The sequence below is a fragment of the Sphingomonas sp. VDB2 genome, assembly GCF_047946695.1.
Classification (GTDB): domain Bacteria; phylum Pseudomonadota; class Alphaproteobacteria; order Sphingomonadales; family Sphingomonadaceae; genus Sphingobium; species Sphingobium bisphenolicum.
The window spans coordinates 360626-382215 of sequence record NZ_CP159615.1 but is presented as its reverse complement, the minus strand read 5'-3'; the positions used below and the strand labels follow the sequence as shown (position 1 = coordinate 382215).

The 21590-nt window shown below is 65.1% G+C and carries 18 protein-coding genes; 10 read left to right on the top strand and 8 right to left on the bottom strand.

What is annotated here, in order from left to right:
- Nucleotides 1-3 precede the first annotated feature (3 nt).
- Nucleotides 4-2472, bottom strand: a complete 2469-nt coding sequence (locus tag ABT375_RS01845; protein ID WP_416463910.1) for a glycogen/starch/alpha-glucan phosphorylase — start codon at nt 2470-2472, stop codon at nt 4-6.
- A gap of 130 nt (nt 2473-2602) precedes the next feature.
- Nucleotides 2603-3751, bottom strand: a complete 1149-nt coding sequence (locus ABT375_RS01840; RefSeq protein ID WP_416464962.1) for a serine hydrolase domain-containing protein — start codon at nt 3749-3751, stop codon at nt 2603-2605.
- Between the two features lie 238 nt (nt 3752-3989).
- On the opposite strand from ABT375_RS01840, the gene ABT375_RS01835 reads away from it, so the two are divergent.
- From ABT375_RS01835 to ABT375_RS01815, 5 genes are all read left to right on the top strand, one after another.
- Nucleotides 3990-4502, top strand: a complete 513-nt coding sequence (locus ABT375_RS01835) for an RNA polymerase sigma factor (protein ID WP_224550150.1) — start codon at nt 3990-3992, stop codon at nt 4500-4502.
- Nucleotides 4503-4557: 55 nt separating this feature from the next.
- Nucleotides 4558-5529 carry a FecR family protein gene (locus tag ABT375_RS01830; protein ID WP_416463909.1) on the top strand — a complete coding sequence of 324 codons (972 nt, stop codon included), beginning with the start codon at nt 4558-4560 and terminating at the stop codon, nt 5527-5529.
- The gene (locus ABT375_RS01825; RefSeq protein ID WP_416463908.1) at nt 5513-7960 is read left to right on the top strand and encodes a TonB-dependent receptor domain-containing protein; all 2448 of its coding nucleotides are present in this window, start codon (nt 5513-5515) and stop codon (nt 7958-7960) included. The genes ABT375_RS01830 and ABT375_RS01825 overlap by 17 nt, the downstream gene beginning before the upstream one ends.
- Nucleotides 7961-8057: 97 nt before the next feature.
- The gene (locus ABT375_RS01820; protein WP_416463907.1) at nt 8058-11267 is read left to right on the top strand and encodes an autotransporter outer membrane beta-barrel domain-containing protein; all 3210 of its coding nucleotides are present in this window, start codon (nt 8058-8060) and stop codon (nt 11265-11267) included.
- A 230-nt stretch (nt 11268-11497) separates the two neighbouring features.
- Nucleotides 11498-12199, top strand: a complete 702-nt coding sequence (locus tag ABT375_RS01815; RefSeq protein ID WP_416463906.1) for a hypothetical protein — start codon at nt 11498-11500, stop codon at nt 12197-12199.
- Between the two features lie 22 nt (nt 12200-12221).
- Here ABT375_RS01815 and gatB read toward each other — a convergent pair whose 3' ends face one another.
- From gatB to gatC, 4 genes are read right to left on the bottom strand one after another with little or no spacing between them, the layout of a single operon-like run.
- On the bottom strand, nt 12222-13718 hold the full coding sequence (gatB, locus tag ABT375_RS01810; protein ID WP_416463905.1) for an Asp-tRNA(Asn)/Glu-tRNA(Gln) amidotransferase subunit GatB: 1497 nt from the start codon (nt 13716-13718) through the stop codon (nt 12222-12224).
- Entirely contained in the window at nt 13715-14134 is a 420-nt protein-coding gene (locus ABT375_RS01805; RefSeq protein ID WP_224549177.1) for a hypothetical protein, read from the bottom strand. Before ABT375_RS01805 ends, gatB begins: the two co-directional genes overlap by 4 nt.
- Before the next feature lie 33 nt (nt 14135-14167).
- Nucleotides 14168-15652, bottom strand: coding sequence for an Asp-tRNA(Asn)/Glu-tRNA(Gln) amidotransferase subunit GatA (gene gatA, locus ABT375_RS01800; protein WP_416463904.1), 1485 nt, complete (start codon nt 15650-15652; stop codon nt 14168-14170).
- Nucleotides 15652-15939, bottom strand: coding sequence for an Asp-tRNA(Asn)/Glu-tRNA(Gln) amidotransferase subunit GatC (gene gatC / locus ABT375_RS01795; RefSeq protein ID WP_224549179.1), 288 nt, complete (start codon nt 15937-15939; stop codon nt 15652-15654). The genes gatA and gatC overlap by 1 nt, the downstream gene beginning before the upstream one ends.
- Nucleotides 15940-16044: 105 nt before the next feature.
- Between gatC and ABT375_RS01790 the strand changes: the two genes are divergently transcribed.
- Genes ABT375_RS01790 through ABT375_RS01775 form a run of 4 tightly spaced genes read left to right on the top strand, consistent with a single transcriptional unit; the run spans nt 16045 to nt 18656 of the window.
- Nucleotides 16045-17163 (top strand): DUF3089 domain-containing protein, encoded by a 1119-nt coding sequence (locus ABT375_RS01790; protein WP_416463903.1) that lies wholly within the window; start codon nt 16045-16047, stop codon nt 17161-17163.
- 32 nt (nt 17164-17195) lie between these two features.
- A complete protein-coding gene (ruvX, locus tag ABT375_RS01785; protein ID WP_416463902.1) occupies nt 17196-17669 on the top strand; it encodes a Holliday junction resolvase RuvX in 474 nt (157 codons plus the stop codon).
- 1 nt (nt 17670) lies between these two features.
- Entirely contained in the window at nt 17671-18081 is a 411-nt protein-coding gene (locus tag ABT375_RS01780; protein ID WP_416463901.1) for a Rap1a/Tai family immunity protein, read from the top strand.
- Nucleotides 18027-18656: an isochorismatase family protein gene (locus tag ABT375_RS01775; protein ID WP_416463900.1), complete on the top strand. Its 630-nt coding sequence runs from the start codon at nt 18027-18029 to the stop codon at nt 18654-18656. Before ABT375_RS01780 ends, ABT375_RS01775 begins: the two co-directional genes overlap by 55 nt.
- Before the next feature lie 68 nt (nt 18657-18724).
- Here the strand turns inward: ABT375_RS01775 and ABT375_RS01770 are convergent, their stop codons facing one another.
- On the bottom strand, nt 18725-19108 hold the full coding sequence (locus ABT375_RS01770; RefSeq protein WP_261935014.1) for a MerR family transcriptional regulator: 384 nt from the start codon (nt 19106-19108) through the stop codon (nt 18725-18727).
- Nucleotides 19109-19188: 80 nt separating this feature from the next.
- On the opposite strand from ABT375_RS01770, the gene ABT375_RS01765 reads away from it, so the two are divergent.
- Complete coding sequence (locus ABT375_RS01765; RefSeq protein ID WP_416463899.1) at nt 19189-19953, top strand: MauE/DoxX family redox-associated membrane protein; 765 nt, start codon at nt 19189-19191, stop codon at nt 19951-19953.
- Between the two features lie 126 nt (nt 19954-20079).
- On the opposite strand, the gene ABT375_RS01760 is transcribed toward ABT375_RS01765, so the two are convergent.
- A complete protein-coding gene (locus ABT375_RS01760) occupies nt 20080-21570 on the bottom strand; it encodes a L,D-transpeptidase family protein (protein WP_416464961.1) in 1491 nt (496 codons plus the stop codon).
- Nucleotides 21571-21590: the final 20 nt, after the last annotated feature.

The window sequence follows — 21590 nt, the reverse complement described above, 5'->3', positions numbered from 1 at the left end:
CGCTCATGGCGTGATCTTCCATATGTCGGCCGCATATTCGCGGATCGTGCGGTCGGACGAGAACCAGCCCATGCGCGCGACATTGTGGATCGCCTTCTTCGCCCAGAGCGGCTGGTCCAGCCAAAGCGCATCGACCTGTCGCTGGGCGGCGGAATAGCTGTCGAAATCGGCCGCGACCATGAACCAGTCATGGTCGTAAATGCCCTGCACCAGCCCCTTGTAACGATCGGGGTCGTCGGGCGAGAAGACGCCGCTGGCGATCGCATCGAGCGCCTGCCCCAGTTCGCGGCTCTGGCCGATCACCTCGCGCGGGACATAGCCCTGCGCCCGACGGTCGTTCACCTCCTGCGCGGTCAGGCCGAAGATGACGATATTATCCTCGCCCACATGGTCGCGCATCTCGACATTGGCGCCGTCCAGCGTCCCGATCGTCAGCGCGCCATTGACCGCGAACTTCATGTTGCCGGTGCCCGACGCTTCCATGCCCGCGGTCGAAATCTGTTCGGAGAGGTCGGCGGCGGGGATCATCACCTCCGCCATCGAGACATTGTAGTTCGGCACGAATTGCAGCTTGAGCAGCCCCTGCACCGCCGGGTCGTGATTGACCGCACGGGCGACATCGCCCGCCAGTTTGATGATCAGCTTGGCGTTGTGATAGCTCGACGCCGCCTTGCCGCCGAACAGCTTCACCCGCGGCACCCAGTCCTTTTCCGGGTGCGAGCGGATCTGGTCGTAGAGCGACACCGCCTCGACGATGTTGAGCAACTGCCGCTTATATTCGTGGATGCGCTTGATCTGGATGTCGAACAGGGCGGCGGGGTCGACCCGCGCATTGACCCGCTTGCGCAGCAGGTCCGACAGGGCGGCCTTGTTGGCGCGCTTCACCGCGACGAACTTTTCCTGAAAGCCGCTGTCGTCGGCGAAAGCGTCCAGATCGCGGAGCGCTTCGGGATCGTCCAGGAAACGGTCGCCGATCGCCTCGCGGACCAGACCGGTCAGGCCCGGATTGCACTGCATCAGCCAGCGACGGAAGGTGACGCCGTTGGTCTTGTTGTTGATCCGCGTCGGATAAAGCTTGTGCAGGTCGGCGAAGACCGTGACCTTCATCAAATCGGTATGCAGCGCCGACACGCCGTTCACGCTGTGCGAGCCGGCAAAGGCGAGGTTGCCCATGCGCACGCGCCGGTCGCCGCCTTCGTCTATCAGGGATATGGCGCCGATCGCGCTGTCGGTGAACTGGCCCGATTTGCGGGCTTCGCCCAGCAGCTTGCTGTTGATCGCATAGACGATCTGCATATGCCGGGGCAGCAGCCGTTCGAACAGCGGCACCGGCCAGCTTTCCAGCGCTTCGGGCAGCAAGGTGTGGTTGGTGTAGCTGAAGGTGCGCCGGGTAATGTCCCACGCCTCGGCGAAATCCACGCCATGATCGTCCAGCAGGATGCGCATCAGCTCCGCCACCGCGACCGCGGGATGGGTATCGTTGAGCTGGATCGCCGCCTTGTCCGGCAGCGTCAGGATGCTGCCGAAATATTGAATATGCCGCCGGACGATGTCCTGTAGCGAGGCGGAGGAGAAGAAATATTCCTGCCGCAGCCGCAATTCCTGCCCTGCGGCCGAACTGTCGGCGGGATAGAGGACGCGGGTCAGCGATTCCGCCCGGTTGCTCTCCGCGAGCGCCCCCAGATGGTCGCCGGCATTGAACTTGTCGAGCAGGATCGGGTCGATCGGCTGCGCTTCCCACAGGCGCAGCGTGTTGACCCGCTTGCCGCGCCAGCCCGCGATCGGCGTATCATAAGGCGTGGCGATGACGCGCTCGGCCGGCCGCCAGCGCATCTGGTGCGGCCCGGCATCCTCGCCCTCGGCCGGATCGACCCGTCCGCCGAAACCGATCTCGTAACTCGCCTCGCGCCGTTCAAACTCCCACGGATTGCCGTGCGCCAGCCAGTTTTCGGGCAGTTCGACCTGCCAGCCGTCGCTGATCTCCTGCCGGAACATGCCGTTCACATAACGGATGCCATAGCCATAGGCGGGCACGTCCACCGTCGCCATGCTCTCCATGAAGCAGGCCGCCAGCCGCCCCAGCCCGCCATTGCCCAGCGCCGCATCCGGCTCCAGCGCGGCGATGATGTCGATATCGACCCCCAGGGAAGCGAGCGCCGCCTGCATGTCGTCCAGCATTTCCATGTTGGACGCCGCATCGCGCATCAGCCGGCCGATGAGGAATTCGAGGGACAGATAATAGACCCGTCGTCCTTCCTCCTCATAGGTTTTCTGCGTCGAGATGATCCAGGCGTCGATCACCCGGTCGCGGATCGCGAGGATGACGGCATGCAGCCAGTCATGCGGCTTGGCCGCCGCCGCATTCTTGCCGATGCGATAGGTCAGGCGCTCGACAATCTCATGGGCCAGGACTTCCGGGTCCACCTGCCGCGGTGCGGGTATGGGAAGCTTGGTCTGGCCCTTGAGATTCACAGGCGCGGTCCCCCTTCGCTGAGTCGGACCCGATGATGACACAGCCCCCCGCGCCACGCCATGCACATTTTTGCAGCGCAGCAAGAAATATCGGCTGTTTTCAGCCGTTTTCGGATGGAACCTTACGCCGTTATCGCCCTATTACGGCCCCGGCCACGCCAGCGCGCAGTTCGGCGCGCACCGGATAGGTGCTGGAAGGCAGATGCTGGGTCATGAAAATGCCGATCAGCCGTGCGACCGGATCGATCCAGAAATAGGTCGAAAACACACCACCCCAATAATATTCGTGGCTTTCCATGCCCATGGCGAAACCCAGGCCGAAGCCGACGCCCTGATAATCCGCTTCGCTGAACATTGCGCTGGACAGGCTGGACAGGTCGCCGCCGCCCGGCAACTGGTTGCTGCGCATCCGCTCCACCGTCTCCGCCGCCAGCAGCCGCACGCCGTCCAACTCGCCGCCGCGCAGCAACATGCGGGCGAAGCGGTGATAGTCCGCCACGCACGACACCAGCCCGCCGCCGCCCGACAGGAAACGCCCGGTGCGGCGCCAGCCGCTGCGCGCGCCGATGTCCGCGATGGCAAGGCCGCCCGTCTCGTCCAGCCGCCAGGCGTCGGTCATGCGATGCGCCTTGTCATCGGGCAGGACGAAGGTCGTATCGACCATGGCCAGCGGATCGAAGATGCGGGTGCGGAAAAACGTCTCCAGGTCCATGCCCGACAGCCGCTCGACCACCACGCCCAGCACGTCGGTCGACACCGAATAATTCCAACGATCGCCCGGCGAAAATTCCAGCGGCAGGGTGGCGAGGTCGATGATGAACTGGTCTGAGGTGCGCTTCTGCTGGAACTCGTCCAGGCCCAGCTTGCGATAGCGCGCATCGATCGGGGTCTGGCGTTGCAGGCCATAGGTCAGGCCGGACGTATGCCGCAGCAGGTCGATCATCAGCATCGCCCGTTTGGGCCTGGCGCGATTGGCCTGCCCCACGCGCAGGTCGGCAAATTCGGGGATGACGTCGGCGACGGGCGTATCGAGCGCGACCCGCCCGGCCTCCACCAGCATCATGAAGGCCACGGACGTGACCGGCTTGGTCATTGATGCGATACGGAACAGCGCGTCGTCACGTAGCGGCTCCCCGGTCGCCCGTGCCGCGCCGCGCGTCACCGATAGCAGCGGCAGCTCGTCGCGCGACAGCAGCAATTGCATGTGCGGCAGCTTGCCCGTGACCAGATAGGTGCGGTCGAGAAAGCCGACCAGCGCCTCCAGCCGGTCCGGGTCCATCCCCGCCGCCTGACACGCCGCCCTGTCGATGCCGTCTACGCCGATGCCGTTCGCGCCGATGCCGTTCGCGCCGACCCTCTCCGCACCGATTCCGTCCGCCATGCCGCTCGCCGCTCCGCTAATCATCCCTCCCGCTAACCCAGCGACGCGGACAGGTAAACAGCTTGGACGTTGCCAAGACCCCACCCGCCCCTCTATGGCAACGCGCCAGACCATATTGACTGGACGCATGACAGGCATGGCCACCGGCCTCTCCGCAATCTTCATGGCCAACCGCGCCGCCCTGCTCCGCTTCTTGCGTGCGCGCGGGGCGGGCGAAGATGCCGAGGATCTGTTGCAGGATATGTGGATGAAGCTGGAGGCGAAGGATCTTGGCCCCGTTTCCGATCCGCTGCCCTATCTCTATCGCATGGCCAACAATCTGATGCTGGACCGTTATCGCTCGGCCACGCGGCGCGAGCGGCGCGAACAGGATTGGGCCGGGGGCGCGGGCGGCGTGATGGCCGATCCGACCGAGGATATCGCCGTCGACGACCGCATGGTCCTCAACGAACAGCTGGACCAGGCCCGCGCCGTGCTACGCGACCTGGGGCCGCGGGTCGAAATGGTGTTTCGCCGCTTCCGGATCGAAGGCGTGGGCCAGCGCCTGATCGCCGATGAACTGGGGGTCAGCCTGACCACGGTGGAGAAGGATTTGCAAAAAGCCTATCGTGCGATGCTGACGCTCAAGCAGAAACTGGATACGGAATGAGCGCGGCGGCGGCGTCAGTGTCGACAAGGGGCACAAAAGAAACGGGGCTGGAGCCATGATAAACGAGGAGGCGCTGGGCTGGGTCGTCCGCACGCGCGATCCCGACTTTGCCGACTGGGACGCCTTCACCACATGGCTGGAGGCTGATCCTGCGCATGTGTCAGCCTATGACGCGATGATGCTGGCAGACGGCGAGTTGGACAGCATCCTGCCGTCCGATCCGGTCGCCATGCCCCCCATATTGCCAGTCCCGGCGAACGATCCGGGTGTGCGCCCCCGCCGTCCGCTGCGCTGGATCGGCGGCGGCGCGATTGCGGCCGCACTGGTCGCGACCGTCTCGATCGCCGTCCTCAACCGCAGCGATATCTACAGCGTCAGCACCCGCCCCGGCGAAACCCGCGTGATCGCGCTGGACGACGGCACCAGCGTCGCACTAAATGGCGGCACGACGATGCGCTTCGATCGCAAGGATGCGCGTTTCGCCGCGCTCGACACGGGCGAAGCCGCCTTCACCGTGCGCCATGACGCCGCCAACCCGTTCCGCGTGACCGTGGGCGACACGGTGTTCGAAGATGCCGGCACGATATTCAACATCGTCCACACCAACGCTGCGACCCGCATCGGCGTGTCGGAAGGCAAGGTGATCTACAATCCGCAGGCCGAAGCGATCGCCCTGCCTGCCGGTCGCGCGCTGGCGGAGGACGCGCAGGGCCTGCGCGTGATGGATATCGCGCCGTCCGCCGTCGCCAGTTGGCGGCAGGGGCAGCTGGTCTATAGCAACGCCCCCGTCACGCAGGTGGCGGAAGACGCCGCCCGGTCGCTGGGCCTGACGGTATATTTCACGCCGCAGGCGCAGGCCATGCGTTTTACCGGCACGATCCGGCTGGATCGCGATCCGGCGCGCTTCCTTGCGCAGGCCGCGCCGCTGATGGGGCTGACCGCCGTGCGTCAGGGCGATGGCTGGCTCTTGCAGGAAGGGCCAATGAAAGAAGGGCCAATGAAAGAAGGGAATGGGCCGCAGAGCTGACCTCCTTTTCGTCACCGCCCCCGCAATCGCGATCGTCCTAGCGACGGCAACGCCCGCATCAGGGGCGGACAGACAGGATATCAGCATCGCCCCCGGCAGGTTGGGCGAGGCAGCGATAGCGCTCGGCCGTCAAACCGGCGCCAGCATCGGCATGTCGGACCAGTCGCTGGCCGGCATCCGCACCCCTCCCGTCCAGGGCCGGATGAGCGCGGAGGCAGCGCTCAAGCAACTCCTCAAGGGCAGCGGCGCAAAGGCGCAGCGGATCGGCGGCAATGGCTGGCGCATCGTGCGCGCCCGCATCGCGCCGGCGCGCCCCGCCGTTGCGCCCGCCCCGATCCAGATCGCGCCCACAGCCGAACAGGCCCCGGCGGAGATCATCGTCACCGCGTCCAAGCGCGACACGCCGCTGCCCCGCTATGCCGGCATGGTCGAGGCGCTGGACGCCGGCCTGTTCACCACGGCCGAAGCATCGGGTGGCACCGCCACGTTGCTGGCGCGCGTCGCCAGCCTCAGTTCCACCCATGCCGGGGCGGGCCGCAACAAGCTGTTCATCCGCGCGATCGCGGATTCGGGGGTCGCCGGACCGACCCAGGCGACCACCGGCCAGTATCTGGGCGACATGCGCCTGAACTATGCCGCGCCCGACCCGGACCTGAAGCTCTATGATGTCGGCCGGGTCGAGGTGCTGGAGGGGCCGCAGGGTACGCTCTATGGCGCGGGATCTTTGGGCGGCATCATCCGCGTCATGCCCAATGCGCCGAATCTCGCCGAATATGGCGGACAGATGTCGGCCGGCCTGTCCGCCACCCAGCATGGCGATCCGGGCGGCGACATCAGTGCGACGCTCAACCTGCCGATCGTGGCGGAGAAGCTGGCGCTGCGCGTCGTGGGTTATGGCGTGCGGGATGGCGGCTATATCGACGACGTCAATCGCGGCAAGGATGACGTCAACCGCACCGGCACCTATGGCGGCCGCGCTGCGCTGCGCTTCGCGCCCGACGCCGACTGGACCATCGACCTGAACGGCGTCTACCAGCATATCGACGGCGACGACGCCCAATATGCGACCCGATCGGTCGGCCGGCTGGAACGCGCCTCCGCCGTCGCCCAGCCCTATTATTCGGACTATATGCTGGCCAATCTGCGGATCGAAAAGCAATGGGACAGCCTGCGCTTCGTCTCTTCGACCGGCTATGTCCGCAACATATTGGCCGAAAGCTATGATGCGACCCAGCCGGACGGCCCCCCCGCCCTGTTCCGCCAGCGCAACAAGGTCACCATCTTTTCGACCGAGAACCGGCTGGTGCGCGATCTCGATAACGGGCTGGGCTGGATATTGGGCGCCTCCTATCTGCAAAGCACGTCCGACCTCAATCGATCGCTGACGTCCTTCGGCACCGCCGCGATGCAGCCCGTCATCATCCCCGGCGTCGCGATGTTCGGCCGCGGCATGGCAGCACCGGCAACCGGCGTGCGCAACATGGTCAAGGAAGCGACCCTGTTCGGCGAAGCCTCCTTCGAACCGGTCAAGGGGCTGATCGCGACCTTTGGCGGCCGCCTGACCAACAGCCGCCTGTCGGGCGAGGCGCTCGATCCGGTCGCCGCGCTTTCCGACAGCGAACTGGCGCGCGCGGAGGCGCAGGCCGACCGCAGCGAAACGATATTCCTGCCCTCCGCCTCGATCTTGACCGACGCCATCCCCGACCTGACGCTCTACGCCCGCTTCCAGCAGGGCTTCCGCCCCGGCGGCCTGGCCGTCGACGACCAGCGGGTGCGCCGGTTCCAGAATGATCGCGTGTCCACCGTGGAAATCGGCGCGCGCAAGGGCGTGCCGGGCCGCGACCTCTTCGCCGCGAGCGCCAACATCGCCTATACCGACTGGCGCAATATCCAGGCCGATGTCACCGACCGCATCGGCCTGCCCACCACCGCCAATATCGGCGACGGGCGCATCTACACGGTCGAAGGGCGCATCGTCGTACGGCCGACCCCGGCGATCACCCTGGACGGCAGCGTCATCTATAATGACAGCCGCCTGACCCAGCCCAATGATTTCGTGCGCGCACTCTCCTATGACGGCCGGTCGCTGACCCTGCCCAATGTCGCCAATCTGGGCGGCCGGCTGGCGTTCGACTATCGGACGCCGATCGGCGACGCGATAGATCTGCACCTGTCCGGATCGGCCCGCTATGTCGGCAAGTCGCGCCTGGGCGTCGGGCCGATATTGGGTCAGACCCAGGGCGACTATGTCGATACCAGCCTGTCCGCCAGCCTGACCCGCGGGCCGGTGCAATATTCGCTGTCGCTGACCAACCTGATGGACAGCGACGGCAACCGCTTCTCGCTCGGCACGCCGTTCGACCTGCGCACCGACTATTATACGCCGCTGCGGCCACGCACCGTCCGCTTCGGGATCGATTTCGCTTTCTGAACAACCATTCATCGCATCGCCTGACGGAAGCCACGGTCCGGCGTCGTCCCATGCGCACGCGCGCATTTGATACAGCGCGATACGCAGAGGAGACATCATGCGACATCTACTGGCCTGCACGGCGATCGCGCCCGTGCTTGTGGCCCTTACCGTGGCCAACGCCGCGGCCGAAACCACCATCGCCACCGCCACCACCGCTGCCGTCAAGACCTCCACCGTGGCCAACGGTGCGGCGGACGACATCACCATCAGCGCGGCGGGATCGATCAAGCTGACCAGCGGCGCCGCGGTCACGGTCGACAGCAACAACAAGGTGTCGAACGCGGGCACCATCACCATCAACGACGCGAACAATGTCACCGGCATCCTGATTGCGCCCGGCACGACCGGCGCCATCACCAACAGCGGCACCATCACGCTGACCGAAGATTATACCGCGACCGACACGGACAGCGATGGCGACATTGACGGTCCCTTCGCCAAAGGCACGGGCAAGACCGCGATCTGGGTCCAGTCCGGCGCAGGCCACACGGGCAATATCGACCATAGCGGCACGATCTCGATCGAGGGCAACCAGTCGGCGGGCATCCGCCTCGATGGCGCGCTGACGGGCAATCTGTCGACCAGCGGCACCACTAGCGTGATCGGCGACAACAGCTATGGCGTGGTCGCCAACGACGTGACCGGCAATGTCACGTTGCGCGGCACCACCTCCGTCGCGGGCGCCAACAGCATCGGCGCGGCGCTGCTGGGCGATGTGAACGGGGCGGTCAAGATCCAGGGTACGATCACCAGCACCGGATACCGCAGCACGACCCGTCCGACCGACGTGACGAAGCTCGACGCGGACGACCTGCTGCAAGGCGGTTCCGCGCTCGTCATCGCCGGCAATGTGACCGGCGGCATCATTTTCGACGTCCCCCCGACGCTGGACGACAAGGACACCGACGTCGATGACGACGGACTGACCGACAGCAGCGAAGGCACGGCCGCCGTCATCTCCTATGGCAAGGCGGCAGCGGTCCAGATCGGCGCGGCCGACAGCGACACCGTCATCGGCGCGGTCGCGGCAGGCAACACCGGTTACGGCCTGATCGTCAATGGCGGTATCGCCGGCTATGGCGTCTATGACGGCATCGATGCCAACGGCCTGGTCATCGGCGGCCTGGGCGGCGACGTGTCGATCGCCAAGGGCGTGCAGGTGAAGGGGACGGTTGCGGCCGTTTCCTATGACAGCAACGCCACCGCCCTGCGCGTCGGCTCCGGCGCGAGCGCCGGCACGATCGAGGTCAGCGGATCGGTGGCGGCCAGCGGATCGACGAAGGACGGCACGGTCGCACGCGGCCTGGTGATCGACTCCGGCGCGACGGTGGGATCGATCGTCGTCAGCGGCGCCGTGGGCGCGGCCGCAGGCAGCACCGAAAAGGGCAGCGCGATCGCGATTTTCGATTCTTCAGGCGCCGTGTCCAGCCTGGCCAATACCGGCAAGATCAGCGCCACCGGCGGCAAGACGGGATCGAACATCGCGATCGACCTGTCCGCCAACAATAGCGGCGTCACTTTGACCCAGGCGCTGGCATCCTCGACCGCCACCGCCCCCAGCATCATCGGCGATATCCGCCTGGGATCGGGCAATGATGCGCTGACCGTGTCGGCCGGCAGCATCACAGGCGACCTCAGCCTGGGCGCGGGCAATGACAGCGTCGCCCTGTCGGGCACGTCCAGCCTGACCGGCAATATCGCTTTTGGCGCCGGTGCCAACAGCCTGACCCTGACGGACACCGCCAAGGCCGCCGGCGCGGTCGATTTCGGCGGCGGCGCCGGCACGCTGACGCTGGGTGGCACATCGTCCCTGTCGGGCACGATCGCCAACGCCGGCAATGTCGCCGTCGTGCTGAATGGCGGTACATTGGGCAGCAGCGCCACCGGCTCGGTCGCGCTCGGCTCGCTCTCCGCCAGCGGTACATCGACCCTGGGCGTCACCATCAACGGCGCAACCGGGGCCAGCACCGTCTATGACGTGGCCGGGGCCGCCAGCTTCGCCAGCGGATCGCAGGTCAAGGTGAACCTGACCCAGGTCGGCGGATCGGTGGGCGACTATGTCATCGTCCGCGCCGGATCGCTCAGCGGTTCGCCGACGCTCGCCACCACCACGCTGCTGCCCTATATGTTCAAGGGCAGCGTGGCCGGCGACAGCACGGCCGGCACCGTCACCCTGTCCGTCGCGGCCAAGAGCGTATCGGAACTGGGCCTGAGCGGATCGACCGCCAGCGCCTATTCGGCGATCTTCAACGCGCTGGACAATGATGCCGGTGTCGCTGGCGCCTATCTGGCGATCAACGACGGGGCGACCCTGACCAGCAACCTGCGCCAGATGCTGCCCGACCATGCCGGCGGCACCTTCGAAGCGGTCACGTCGGGATCGCGCGCCACCGCCCGCATCCTGTCCGACCCCAACGGCATTTATCGCACCAAGGACGGACGCCTCGGCTTCTGGCTCCAGCAGGTCGCCTTCGGCAGCGCCAAGAGCGTGGGCAGCACCGCTTCCTACGACATCACGGGTTGGGGTGCGGGCGGCGGCCTGGAATATCTGAGCGACATTGGCGCGTTCGGCGGTTCCTTCGCCTATATCCATGGCAGCGACAGCAGCGGCAGTTCGAACAATGCGGTCGATTCCGACCAGTTCGAGCTGGCGGCGCACTGGCGCGGCCAATGGGGGCCGCTGCTCAGCTTCGCCCGCTTGTCGGCCGCCCGCATCAAGTTCGACGGCACCCGCCATTTCGAAAGCGGCGACGTCACCCGCACCGCGGACGGCAAGTGGAACGGCACGCTGATGTCCGCCACGGCGGGCGCGGCCTACCAGATCGACATGGGCCGCTTCAGCCTGCGTCCGGCGGTCGGCATCGACTATTACCGGCTTAAGGAAGACGGTTATAGCGAAACCGGCGGCGGCGACGCGTTCAACCTGACCGTGCTGGGCCGCACCAGCGACGAACTGACCGCCAACGGCACGGTCACGGCCGGATACGATTTTGGCAGCCTGAACAGGGAAGACGGCTGGGTCCGCATCGAACTGGAAGGCGGCCGGCGCCAGATACTGGGCGGATCGCTGGGCGACACCACCGCCTCCTTCAAGGATGGCGACCAGTTCACGCTGGTATCGGAAGACCGCACCAACGGCTGGACCGGACGCGCGCGCCTCTATGGCGGCACCGACACGTTCCGCGTCGGCGGGGAATTCGGCGCGGAGGAACAACAAAATCACGTCGCCATCTCATTTAGGGCGACGGTTAACTTCGTCCTGTGACGTCTTGAACAGGAAAGGACGGGCCACACCCCACAGACCCTCCCGGTCCGTCCCTTCCGCTCCGGCAATATCCCTCCCCAAGGGCGCCGGACATAAAGAGAGGGGCGTCGCCGGCCCCCCGGCGGCGCCCCTTATTTTTGTTGTGTTTGTATAATTCAGTAGCTTTCACATTCATCGCGTTGAATTATAAACCGACGGACTACCGAATTTTTCAAACAAGGGGGGCCAACATGCGTGCTTATTTTCTGGTCGCAATAACTATAGCCTTATCGGCCTGCGCTTCAACGCCAGCCCCCAACTACACACCTATACGGACGCCGATTAGTTTTCCAAAACTTGGGGAAGAAACGCAAGTTTCGCTCGGAGAGGATATGCTCCGCCAAGGATTCTACACTGAGGAAGATGGAATTGATTTTTCGACAGAGAACAATATCAAGGGCTATCGACTCAGCAAAGGATTTTACCCCCAAATTGCCGAGGATAAAGACAGTACATATCATTCCTATCGTATGACGCCGAACCGAGAGGGCGCTGGATATTTGCCCCAAGCACGCGATTTGTTAGGCCTACCGTTGCCCTTCCCTCAGTCCATACGCGCCTCAAAGACCAAACAGGAAACCTGCATCATTACAGGTGGCCTAAACGGACCCATGTGCGATACGGAACACGCCTTTCAAAGGAAGCGGCAGCCCGTCCTTTCCGATCGTGATTTGCAGCAGACCCTCCTTTACAGCGGTCGTGTCGGTGATCGCATCAAAATAGGTTATCGGGAAAGTAGCGGCAGCATCGCACGCCCCGCTTTTTCGAACGAAGCCGAATATGATTTGTCGGCCTCAACAGAGATTGCTTATCGTGGTGCGCGGATAAAAGTCTTGACGGCCGATAACCAGAAAATCCGATATGTCGTGTTGTCAAACTTCAACACGAACTGAAATATCAGAAGAAGGTGCTGGCTTACGCCAGCGCCTTCTTCACCATTTCGTTGACGACCTGCGGGTTGGCCTTGCCCTGCATCGCCTTCATCGTCTGGCCGACGAAGAAGCCGAACAAGGCTTCCTTGCCGCCGCGATATTGTTCGACCTTGTCGCCATTGCGGGCAAGCACCTCAGCCACCGCCGCCTTGATCGCGCCAGTGTCGGACGTCTGCTTCAGCCCCTTTTCCTCGACGATCTTGCCGGGCTTGTCGCCGGTTTCGAGCATGATCTCGAACACCTGCTTGGCGATCGTGCCGCTGATCGTGCCGTCGGCCACCAGCGCCAGCAGTTCCGCGCCGTCGGTCGGGCCGACCGGGCTGGTGTCCAGCGTCTTGCCGAGGCGGTTAAGCGCGCCATAGAGTTCCGACAATAGCCAGTTGGCCGATGCCTTGGCGACGTCGCTCTCGCTCTTGCCCTGGATGTGCGCGGCCTCCGCCACCAGCGTTTCGAACCAACGCGCCGTGTCGGCGTCGGCGGTCAGCGTCGCGGCGTTATAGGCCGACAGGCCCAGCGCCTGCTCGTAGCGCTTGCGCTTGACGTCGGGCAGTTCGGGCAGCGAGGCGCGGCATTCCGCCAGAAACGCATCGTCCAGTTCCAGCGGCAACAGGTCGGGATCGGGGAAGTAGCGATAGTCGTGCGCATCTTCCTTCGACCGCATCGAGCGCGTCTCGTTGCGATCCGGATCGTAGAGGCGCGTTTCCTGCACGATCTTGCCGCCGGCCTCCAGCACGTCGACCTGACGGTTCGCCTCATGCTCGACCACGGCCATCACGAAGCGCACCGAATTGACGTTCTTCGTCTCGGTCCGGGTGCCGAATTCCTCGCCCGGCTTGCGCACGGACACGTTCACGTCGGCGCGCATCGACCCCTGGTCCATATTGCCGTCGCAACTTCCGACATAGCGCAGGATCGTGCGCAGCTTCGCCAGATAGGCGCCTGCTTCGGCGGGCGAGCGCATATCCGGCTTCGACACGATCTCCATCAGCGCCACGCCCGACCGGTTGAGGTCGACATAGGAGCTGGTGGGATGCTGGTCATGCATCAGCTTGCCGGCGTCCTGCTCGACATGGATGCGCTCGACGCCGATCACCTTCGTGCTGGTGTCGGGATTCTTCTCGTCCAGCACGATCTCGATCTGCCCCTCACCCACGATCGGGTGGTAGAGCTGGCTGATCTGATAGCCCTGCGGCAGGTCGGCGTAGAAGTAATTTTTGCGGTCGAAGCGCGACCACTTATTGATCTGCGCGTCGATCGCCATGCCGGTACGCACTGCCTGACGGATGCATTCCTGATTGGGCACGGGCAACATGCCGGGCATGGCCGCGTCGACCAGGCTGACCTGCGTGTTCGGCTCCGCGCCGAAGGCGGTGGCGGCGCCCGAAAAGAGCTTGGCGTTCGACGTCACCTGCGCATGGACTTCCAGGCCGATCACGACCTCCCACTCGCCGGTTGCGCCCTGGATGCGATAGCTGCTCATTTTTTCATGTTCCGATGATGAATATAGTTGATCGTGGTCAGGACCGCATTGCTGCCGAGCAGGCCGAAAACCCAACATGCCGTCAAGACGCGCAGGACGATGACTTCAAAGCCCAGTTCCGCTCCGGCATGATGCGCGAACAGCGCCGCCAGCAGCGCACCGGCCAGGAAAAGCCCGCCCATCCAGAAATCGCCGCGCAGGATCACCGCATTGCCCACGCACAGCCCCAGGATGAAGAGCGCGATGAGAACGAAGAATTTGGCCAGCAGCACATGGTCGAACGGCCGATTGTCGATATCGGTCAGCGAATTGCCGACATAGGCGCTCAGGATCGCGCCGAAGGCGACGTTCAGCGCATTCTGCGCCTCCCGCAGCACTTCGACATTGCGTTCCCGAAAACCGCCTGGCCTGAACATGCCTTCTCCGCCTCTGGCCCTTGTCTCTCTAGCTTACCACCACTTGCCTGGCCGTGCGACGAAGCCCGCCCGTTCCTCGATCGCCAGACCCGCGTTCAGAACCGTCTGCTCGTCCAGCGCCTTGCCGATGATCTGGAGGCCGATGGGCAAGCCCTGGCTGTCCAGCCCGCCCGGCACAGCCATCGCCGGCAGTCCGGCCAGCGACGCCGGCACGGTGAAGACGTCGTTCAGATACATGGCGAGCGGATCGGCCTGCTTCTCGCCCAGCGCGAAGGACGCGCTCGGCGCGGTCGGCGTCAGCAGCAGGTCGCACTTTTCAAAGGCCTGTTCGAAATCGCGCGCGATCAGCGCTCGGACCTTCTGCGCCTGCGTATAATAGGCATCATAGAAGCCCGCCGACAGCACATAGGTGCCGATCATGATGCGGCGCTTCACTTCCGGCCCGAAACCGGCAGCGCGGGTCGCGGCATACATGTCCTGCAAGCCTGCGCCATCGGGCAGGTCGCGCTGGCCGTACCGCACGCCGTCATAGCGAGCGAGGTTGGACGAGGCTTCGGCAGGGGCGATGATATAATAGGTCGGCAGCGCATATTGGGTATGCGGCAGCGACACTTCCACCACTTCGGCACCCGCATCCTTGAGCCAGGCGATGCCGCGATCCCACATGGCGGAGATTTCCGCGTTCAGGCCATCGGGGCGATATTCCTTTGGAATACCAACCTTTTTGCCGCGCAGATCGTTCGACAGGCCGGCTTCCCACTGCGGCACGGCCAGGTCGAGGCTGGTCGAATCCTTGGGGTCGAAGCCCGCCATGACTTCCAGCAGGATCGCATTGTCGCGCACCGTCCGCGCCATCGGCCCGGCCTGATCCAGCGAAGACGCGAAGGCCACGATGCCCCAGCGCGAGCAGCGGCCATAGGTCGGCTTGATGCCGGAAATGCCGGTGAAGGCGGCCGGCTGGCGGATGGAACCACCCGTGTCGGTGCCGGTCGCCGCCGGGCACAGCCGCGCGGCAATCGCCGAGGAGGAACCGCCCGAAGACCCACCGGGCGCGAGGGCGGCATTGCCGCCGTCATTGCGCCGCCAGGGCGAGATCACATTGCCATAATAGCTCGTTTCGTTGGACGATCCCATGGCGAACTGGTCGAGGTTGAGCTTGCCCAGCATCCCCGCCCCCGCGGCCCACAGCTTGGCCGACACGGTCGACTCATAGGTCGGCACGAAGCCTTCCAGCATATGGCTGGCGGCGGTGGTCTGCGTCCCTTCGGTGCAGAACAGATCTTTCATGCCGATCGGCACGCCGGCCAGCGCGCCCGGCGTTTCGCCAGCGGCTTTCGCCTTGTCCGCGGCGTCGGCGGCTTGCAGCGCCTTGTCCGGCGTTTCGACGATGAAGGCGTTCAGCGCCTTGGCGGCGGCGACGTTGGCGTTGAATGCGCTCGCCACTTCGCGCGCCGAAAAATCGCCTGCGCGAAAGCCGTCGCGGATGCCCGCGACCGTCAGATCAGTAATGTCGGTCATTATTCGATCACCTTGGGCACCGCGAAAAAGCCATGTTCGGCCTGCGGCGCATTGGCCAGCACCTTGTCGCGCACGTCGCCGTCGGTGACGACGTCCTGGCGCAGCCGCTGGTGGTTGGGGATGACGGCGGTCATCGGCTCTATGCCGGTGACGTCCACCTCGCCCAGTTGCTCCACCCAGCCAAGGATGTTGTTGAGTTCGGGCACCATGGCCTCCGCTTCTGCATCCGTCACCGAAATGCGCGAAAGGCTGGCGATCTTTTTCACGGTCTGAAGGTCTATCGACATGGGCCGCCGCTACCACCCGCGCCCGTCCGCTTCAAGCCGCTTTAGCGCCTCTTGCGCCCGCCCACGCCATGCGCCAGACAAGGGCGACAAATTCGGAGAGCATGGGTGGCCCGCAAATTCCTCTATATCATCGCGACCCTCGTCGTGCTGGTGATCGCTGCCTTGCTCGTCTACCGGGTGTGGGGGATGCAACTCATCCGGCTGGTGATGGTGCCGCGCGAAGCCTTCACCCAGCTTCAGCCGCTGCCCGCCAATGCCTATGACAGTGCCGATATGTGGATCGCCCGTCCCGACATCGTGAAGGACAATGTGGCGCTCTGGACCCCGGCCGGGGCAGCGCCGGCCAGGGCGGCGCAGAAGGCCGCCATCTTCTTCATCCACCCGACCAGCTACATCACCACCTTCGGCGATGCGCACTGGAACGCCCGGATCGGGGACAAGGACGCGGACGCGACCGCCCGCCGCTTCGTCATGGGCCAGGCCAGTGCCTTCAACGCCGCCGGCGCCGTCTGGGCGCCGCGCTATCGCCAGGCCAATTATGGCGCCTTCCTGACCGACAAGCCGGCCGGCGACCAGGCATTGGCCGCCGCCTATCGCGACGTGGCCCAGGCCTTCGCCGCCTTCCTGAAGGCCAATCCCACCGGCCCGCTGATCCTGGCCGGGCATAGCCAGGGATCGCGCCACCTGTTGCAACTGCTGCGCGAACAGGTGGCGGGCAAGCCCGTCGCCGACCGCATCGCCGCGGTCTATGCGGTCGGCTGGCCGGTATCGGTGGAAGCGGACCTGCCCGCGCTCGGCCTCCCCGCCTGCGGCCGGCAGGACCAGGCGCATTGCATCGTCAGTTGGCAAAGCTATGCCGAACCGGCCGATCCGTCCGCCGTGGTCGAGAGTTTCGAACGCAAGACCGGCTATACCGGCAAGCCCCGCAAGGGTACGCATATGCTCTGCACCAACCCGATCACCGGCGCCTTCAACGGCGCCGCCCCGGCCAGCGCCAACAAGGGCACGCTCGATGCGCGCGAGCAGGGCCAGCCGCCCAAGCTGCTGACCGGCATCGTTCCGGCGCGCTGCGACACCAGCGGCGTGCTGATGATCGGCGAGCCGGTCGACATGGGGCCGTTCACCCTGCCGGGCAATAATTACCATGTCTACGACTACAGTCTCTTCTGGGGCAATGTACGGGAAGATGCGCAGAAACGACTGGCGGCTTTCCTGAAGAAGTGACTTTGCGCTGAAGACATGACAGGGCGGGCGCCATGACATTGGTTACAACGGATCGCGCGGTCTTCCGCGCGGCGCTGCCGCGGGGCGGACGCCTCATCGGCATGGATGTCGGCACCAAGACGATCGGCCTGGCGCTGTGTGACGCAGAATGGTCGATCGCGAGTCCCGCCTACACGGTGACGCGCGGCAAGTTCAGCAAGGACAAGATCGGCCTCGCTGCCTTCATCACGCAGCAGCATGTGAAGGGAATCGTCATCGGTCTGCCCCTGAACCTGGACGGCACCAATTCGCCGCGCAGCCAGTCGAGCCGCGCCTTCGCCCATAATGTCGCCGACCTGGGCTGCCCGGTGTTGCTGTGGGACGAACGCTGGTCGACCCAGGCGGTGACTCGCACCCTGCTGGAAGCCGACGCCAGCCGCGCCCGCCGCGACGAACTGGTCGACAAGCTCGCCGCCAGCTATATCTTGCAAGGGGCGATCGACGGGCTGGTCGCCGGGATGGAGTGACATGACGATGCAGCCCCGACATCTTCTCTATGCCCTCCTCCTCGCCAACGGCGCGTGCCTACCCATCGCGGCGCAGGCCGGCTTCTACAGCGGCGACGAACTCTATGCCGTCTGCACCACCGACAAGGACGGCAAGGATTATTTCGAGAAAAGCTATGAATGCGTCGGCTATATCAGCGGCGCGGTCGATGCGTTCAACACGACGCGGGAGGCCAACAAGCTCAAAAGCTGCATCCCCGGCGACGTGACGATCAATCAGTTGCGCGCGGCTACGGTCGATTATCTGGGCAAGAACCCGATCGACCGCAAGAAATCCGCTTCCTCCCAGGTCTTCGCCGCCACCCGCAAGGCCTGGCCTTGCCCGACCGCGACCAAGGGACCGGTGAAGAAGAAGAGCCGCAAGAAGCGCTGAGGGCGATAGGTTCGCCCGAAGGCTGGCTTGAGGATCATAGGCGACGCGATAATCGCCACGCTTTCTTGACCGAGGCCGAGCGCCTATGGCGGGGCATGAAACAAGCTCTCCTCGTCATCGACGTGCAGCCCAGCTTCGACCCGCCGGAATGGCAGGTTCAAGGCATTGCACGGCTTGCATCTACCATGCTGTCGGTTGCGACCGTGGAGCGGCACGATGAGTCGGTTACGCCCTTCTGGGGCCAACTCGGTTGGAAACCGGCGCCCGACGATGATCCGTTGGTGCGCACGGACAGGCTGTTCGTGAAGCATGGCTATTCCCCGCCGGTCGCGCTGATCGCCTATCTGAAGGAAGAAGATGTCGGGCGCGTGCTTGTATGCGGCATTCAGGCGGACACCTGCTGCCTCGCTGCCGGGTTCATGTTGTTCGATGCGGGGCTATATCCGACCATGTTACAATGGTTGACGGTGGGGTCGTCGCTGGATCGGTCCGCGAACCTGGGCGCGCATCTGTGGCGACATCATTTCGGGGCTGAAAGCGTCATCGTCAACGAACAGGAACTGCCTGACGGCTAGCGACGTGTTCGCTCCGTGGCATGGACTATGGTCCTCGCACGGACCGAGGCCCACCCCATCCCCCAATCTCACCCCTCGAACGCCGCGATGATCGGGCATGGCCCCTCGTCGCTTGCATGGCATTGCCGCGCCAGCCGTTCCAGCGCACTGCGCGCCGCCTGCATCTCCGCAATCTTCACATCGAGCGCAGCGATCCGCTCCGCCGCCAGCGCCCGCGCGCGCGCCCGATCCTGCCCGGCGTCCAGATGCAGCAACTCGCCGATCTGCTCCAGCGTGAAGCCAGCCCCCTGCGCCGAGCGGATGAAACACAGCCGCCTTGCGTCCGCTTCGCCATAGCGGCGTATGCCCGTCCCCCGCGCCGGCGTTTCCAGCAGCCCGCGCCGCTGATAATAGCGCACCGTCTCCACCCCGACGCCACCGGCCTGCGCCAGCGCGGAAATCGTCATGCTCATCCCAAAAATCCTCGCTTGACTCCGTACCATGGTACGGCTCCTATATGGGCTGCATCCGCCACACTGCCAAGGATGCACCGATGACCAGCCCCGCCCCCGGAACCGATGCCAGAACCGGCGCCAGCCTGTACCGCATGGTGATGCCCGGCCACACCTGTCCCTATGGCGTCAAGGCGCGCTGGCTGCTCGAGCGCCACGGCTATGCCGTGGACGATCACTGGCTGACGACCCGCGCGGAAACCGACGCCTTCAAGGTGCAGCATGACGTCAAGACCACCCCACAAATCTTCATCGACGGTCAGCGGATCGGTGGCCATGACGATCTGCGCCGCTTCCTTGGCCTTAAGGTGAAGGACGCCGGCGCGACCAGCTATGTCCCGGTGCTGGCGGTGTTCGCCGTAGCGGCGCTGCTGGCGCTGGCGGTCGACTGGCTGACCTTCCTGCCGCTCGTTTCCTTCATGACGCTGGAGCGGTTCGTCGCGATCGCGATGATCCTGCTCGCCATGCTGAAATTGCAGGATGTGGACCGGTTCGCGACCATGTTCCTGAACTACGACCTGCTCGCCCGCCGCCTGCCGCCCTATGGCCTCGTCTATCCCTTCCTGGAACTGGGCGCGGGCGTGCTGATGCTGACGCGGACGCTCGACTGGCTCTCGATCCCCGTAGCCCTGTTCATCGGCGGCATCGGCGCGGTGTCCGTCTTCCAGGCGGTCTATGTCGAAAAGCGCGACCTCAAATGCGCCTGTGTCGGCGGCAGCAGCAGCGTGCCGCTGGGCTTCGTATCGCTGACCGAGAATGTGATGATGGTCGCGATGGCCCTGTGGATGCTGGCAGGCATCCACTAGCCAAATGCGTGGATGCTGGCCGGCATCCACTAAACCAGACCACATCCGTTCGCTTCGAGCGAAGTCGAGAAGCCGCTGGCACAGCGCTCCCCGTCTCTCGACACGCTCGAAACGAACGGAGGTTGGTTACTCCCCGTCCCGCCCATAGACATCGGGCAGGAACTGCACCCCGCCCGCGGTCGGCACCGCGGTCAGATAGGTCAGGAACACCGGCACCGGCTGGGGCAGTGGTTCATGCTGCTCGGGCGCATCGCTGTCGGTCGTCGGCGTCTTGCCGAAGAACCAGCGCCCCAGCCGCTGCGCATCCTCCAGCCGGACGCAGCCATTGCTATAATGGCGATCCTCCTTGGCGAACAGGTCGCGCTGGGGCGTGTCGTGCAGATATATGCCCAGATCGTTGGGGAACATGAACTTGATCCGCCCCATGGCATTGGTGCCGCCGGGCAACTGCCGCACGCGCACTTCGCTCTGTCCGGCCGCCACCGCCTCCCAGTCGATCGCGCTCTGCGCCAGCGGCGCAGGATTGGCGCTCCAGTCGGACAGCGCTTCATAACGCAGGCTTTTCAGCGACGCGCCGCTCAGTATCTTGGGCGCAACCTTGCGCTCCACCAGGTCGGACGGGATGTTCCAATAGGGGTTGAGCGTCGCATAACGGATCATCCCCGCCATCAGCGGCGTCTGCGTCTCCTTCGTGCCGGCGACGACCTTCATCGTGCCGTCCAGCGCGCCCTTGCTATAATACCAGAGCCGCGCCGAGGCCGCGTCCACCACCACATGACGGGTCCAGGGGCCGGGCAGCACGCGCGCCCGCTCCAGATTGAGCGCCAGCAGCCGGTCGTAGCGGTCCGGCCCGTCGTTCAGCGCCGCGATCGTCATCGCGCCCGCGACGCCGTCGGGCTTGAGGCCATGGTCGGTCTGGAACGCCTTCACCTTCGCCGCCAGCGCCTTGTCATAGGCGACGCCGTCCGACAGGCCGAGCCGATGGCGCAGCAGCGTGATTTCCGGTGTCTTTCCGCCGGGGCGCAGCTTGACGCCTTCGGGGATCTGCACCGCGGGCAGACCGCCCCATGTGTCGAGATAATGCGCCCGCGCGCTGCGCAACCGCATATAAAGCGGACTCATCCACCCGGCAGTCTGGATATAGTCGGTCAGCGACGGGGCGAGCGATGCGGCGCGCACGATATCGGCCGGGCTGGGCGGTTTGGGTTCAGCCTCCTGGTCGATATAGCGCATCTTCACGCCCCTGGCCGGGCGGCGCATGTCGCCGACCAGCGCGGCGAAGGCGCGCGACAGAGCGAGGTCGGCGCGGGCGAGCGCTTTCGGGCTGCCCTCGGTGTCGGCCACCTCGATCAGGCGCTTGAGGTCGCGCGCGTCATAGTCGCGCGGGTTCAGGCCATCGGCCTCGCTATCCTCGATCAACGCCAGCAGCGCGTCGGCCTGCGGTCCGATGCGATCCTTTTCCACCCAGAGCTGCCAGAAACCGCGCGGGCTGTAGAAATCCTTGAGCTTCCCGCTCACGCCCGCGCGAATTTCGGCGGCGACGCTCGATTGGGCGGCCTTGTCGGCCGCGCCACTCTGCGCCAGCGCTCCAGAAGGCACCGCGGCGGCGGCCAGCAGGCAGGCGAGCAGCGAAAGCG

Excerpts from the sequence above, each read along its gene's own strand:
- gatC (WP_224549179.1), bottom strand. The coding sequence starts at position 15,939 with ATGTCGATAGACCTTCAGACCGTGAAAAAGATCGCCAGCCTTTCGCGC.
- ABT375_RS01840 (WP_416464962.1), bottom strand. The coding sequence starts at position 3,751 with ATGGACCCGGACCGGCTGGAGGCGCTGGTCGGCTTTCTCGACCGCACC.
- ABT375_RS01770 (WP_261935014.1), bottom strand. The coding sequence starts at position 19,108 with ATGAGCATGACGATTTCCGCGCTGGCGCAGGCCGGTGGCGTCGGGGTG.
- gatA (WP_416463904.1), bottom strand. The coding sequence starts at position 15,652 with ATGACCGACATTACTGATCTGACGGTCGCGGGCATCCGCGACGGCTTT.
- ABT375_RS01805 (WP_224549177.1), bottom strand. The coding sequence starts at position 14,134 with ATGTTCAGGCCAGGCGGTTTTCGGGAACGCAATGTCGAAGTGCTGCGG.
- ABT375_RS01765 (WP_416463899.1), top strand. The coding sequence starts at position 19,189 with ATGACCAGCCCCGCCCCCGGAACCGATGCCAGAACCGGCGCCAGCCTG.
- ABT375_RS01835 (WP_224550150.1), top strand. The coding sequence starts at position 3,990 with ATGGCCACCGGCCTCTCCGCAATCTTCATGGCCAACCGCGCCGCCCTG.
- ABT375_RS01825 (WP_416463908.1), top strand. The coding sequence starts at position 5,513 with ATGGGCCGCAGAGCTGACCTCCTTTTCGTCACCGCCCCCGCAATCGCG.
- ABT375_RS01830 (WP_416463909.1), top strand. The coding sequence starts at position 4,558 with ATGATAAACGAGGAGGCGCTGGGCTGGGTCGTCCGCACGCGCGATCCC.
- ABT375_RS01815 (WP_416463906.1), top strand. The coding sequence starts at position 11,498 with ATGCGTGCTTATTTTCTGGTCGCAATAACTATAGCCTTATCGGCCTGC.
- gatB (WP_416463905.1), bottom strand. The coding sequence starts at position 13,718 with ATGAGCAGCTATCGCATCCAGGGCGCAACCGGCGAGTGGGAGGTCGTG.
- ABT375_RS01820 (WP_416463907.1), top strand. The coding sequence starts at position 8,058 with ATGCGACATCTACTGGCCTGCACGGCGATCGCGCCCGTGCTTGTGGCC.
- ABT375_RS01780 (WP_416463901.1), top strand. The coding sequence starts at position 17,671 with ATGACGATGCAGCCCCGACATCTTCTCTATGCCCTCCTCCTCGCCAAC.
- ruvX (WP_416463902.1), top strand. The coding sequence starts at position 17,196 with ATGACATTGGTTACAACGGATCGCGCGGTCTTCCGCGCGGCGCTGCCG.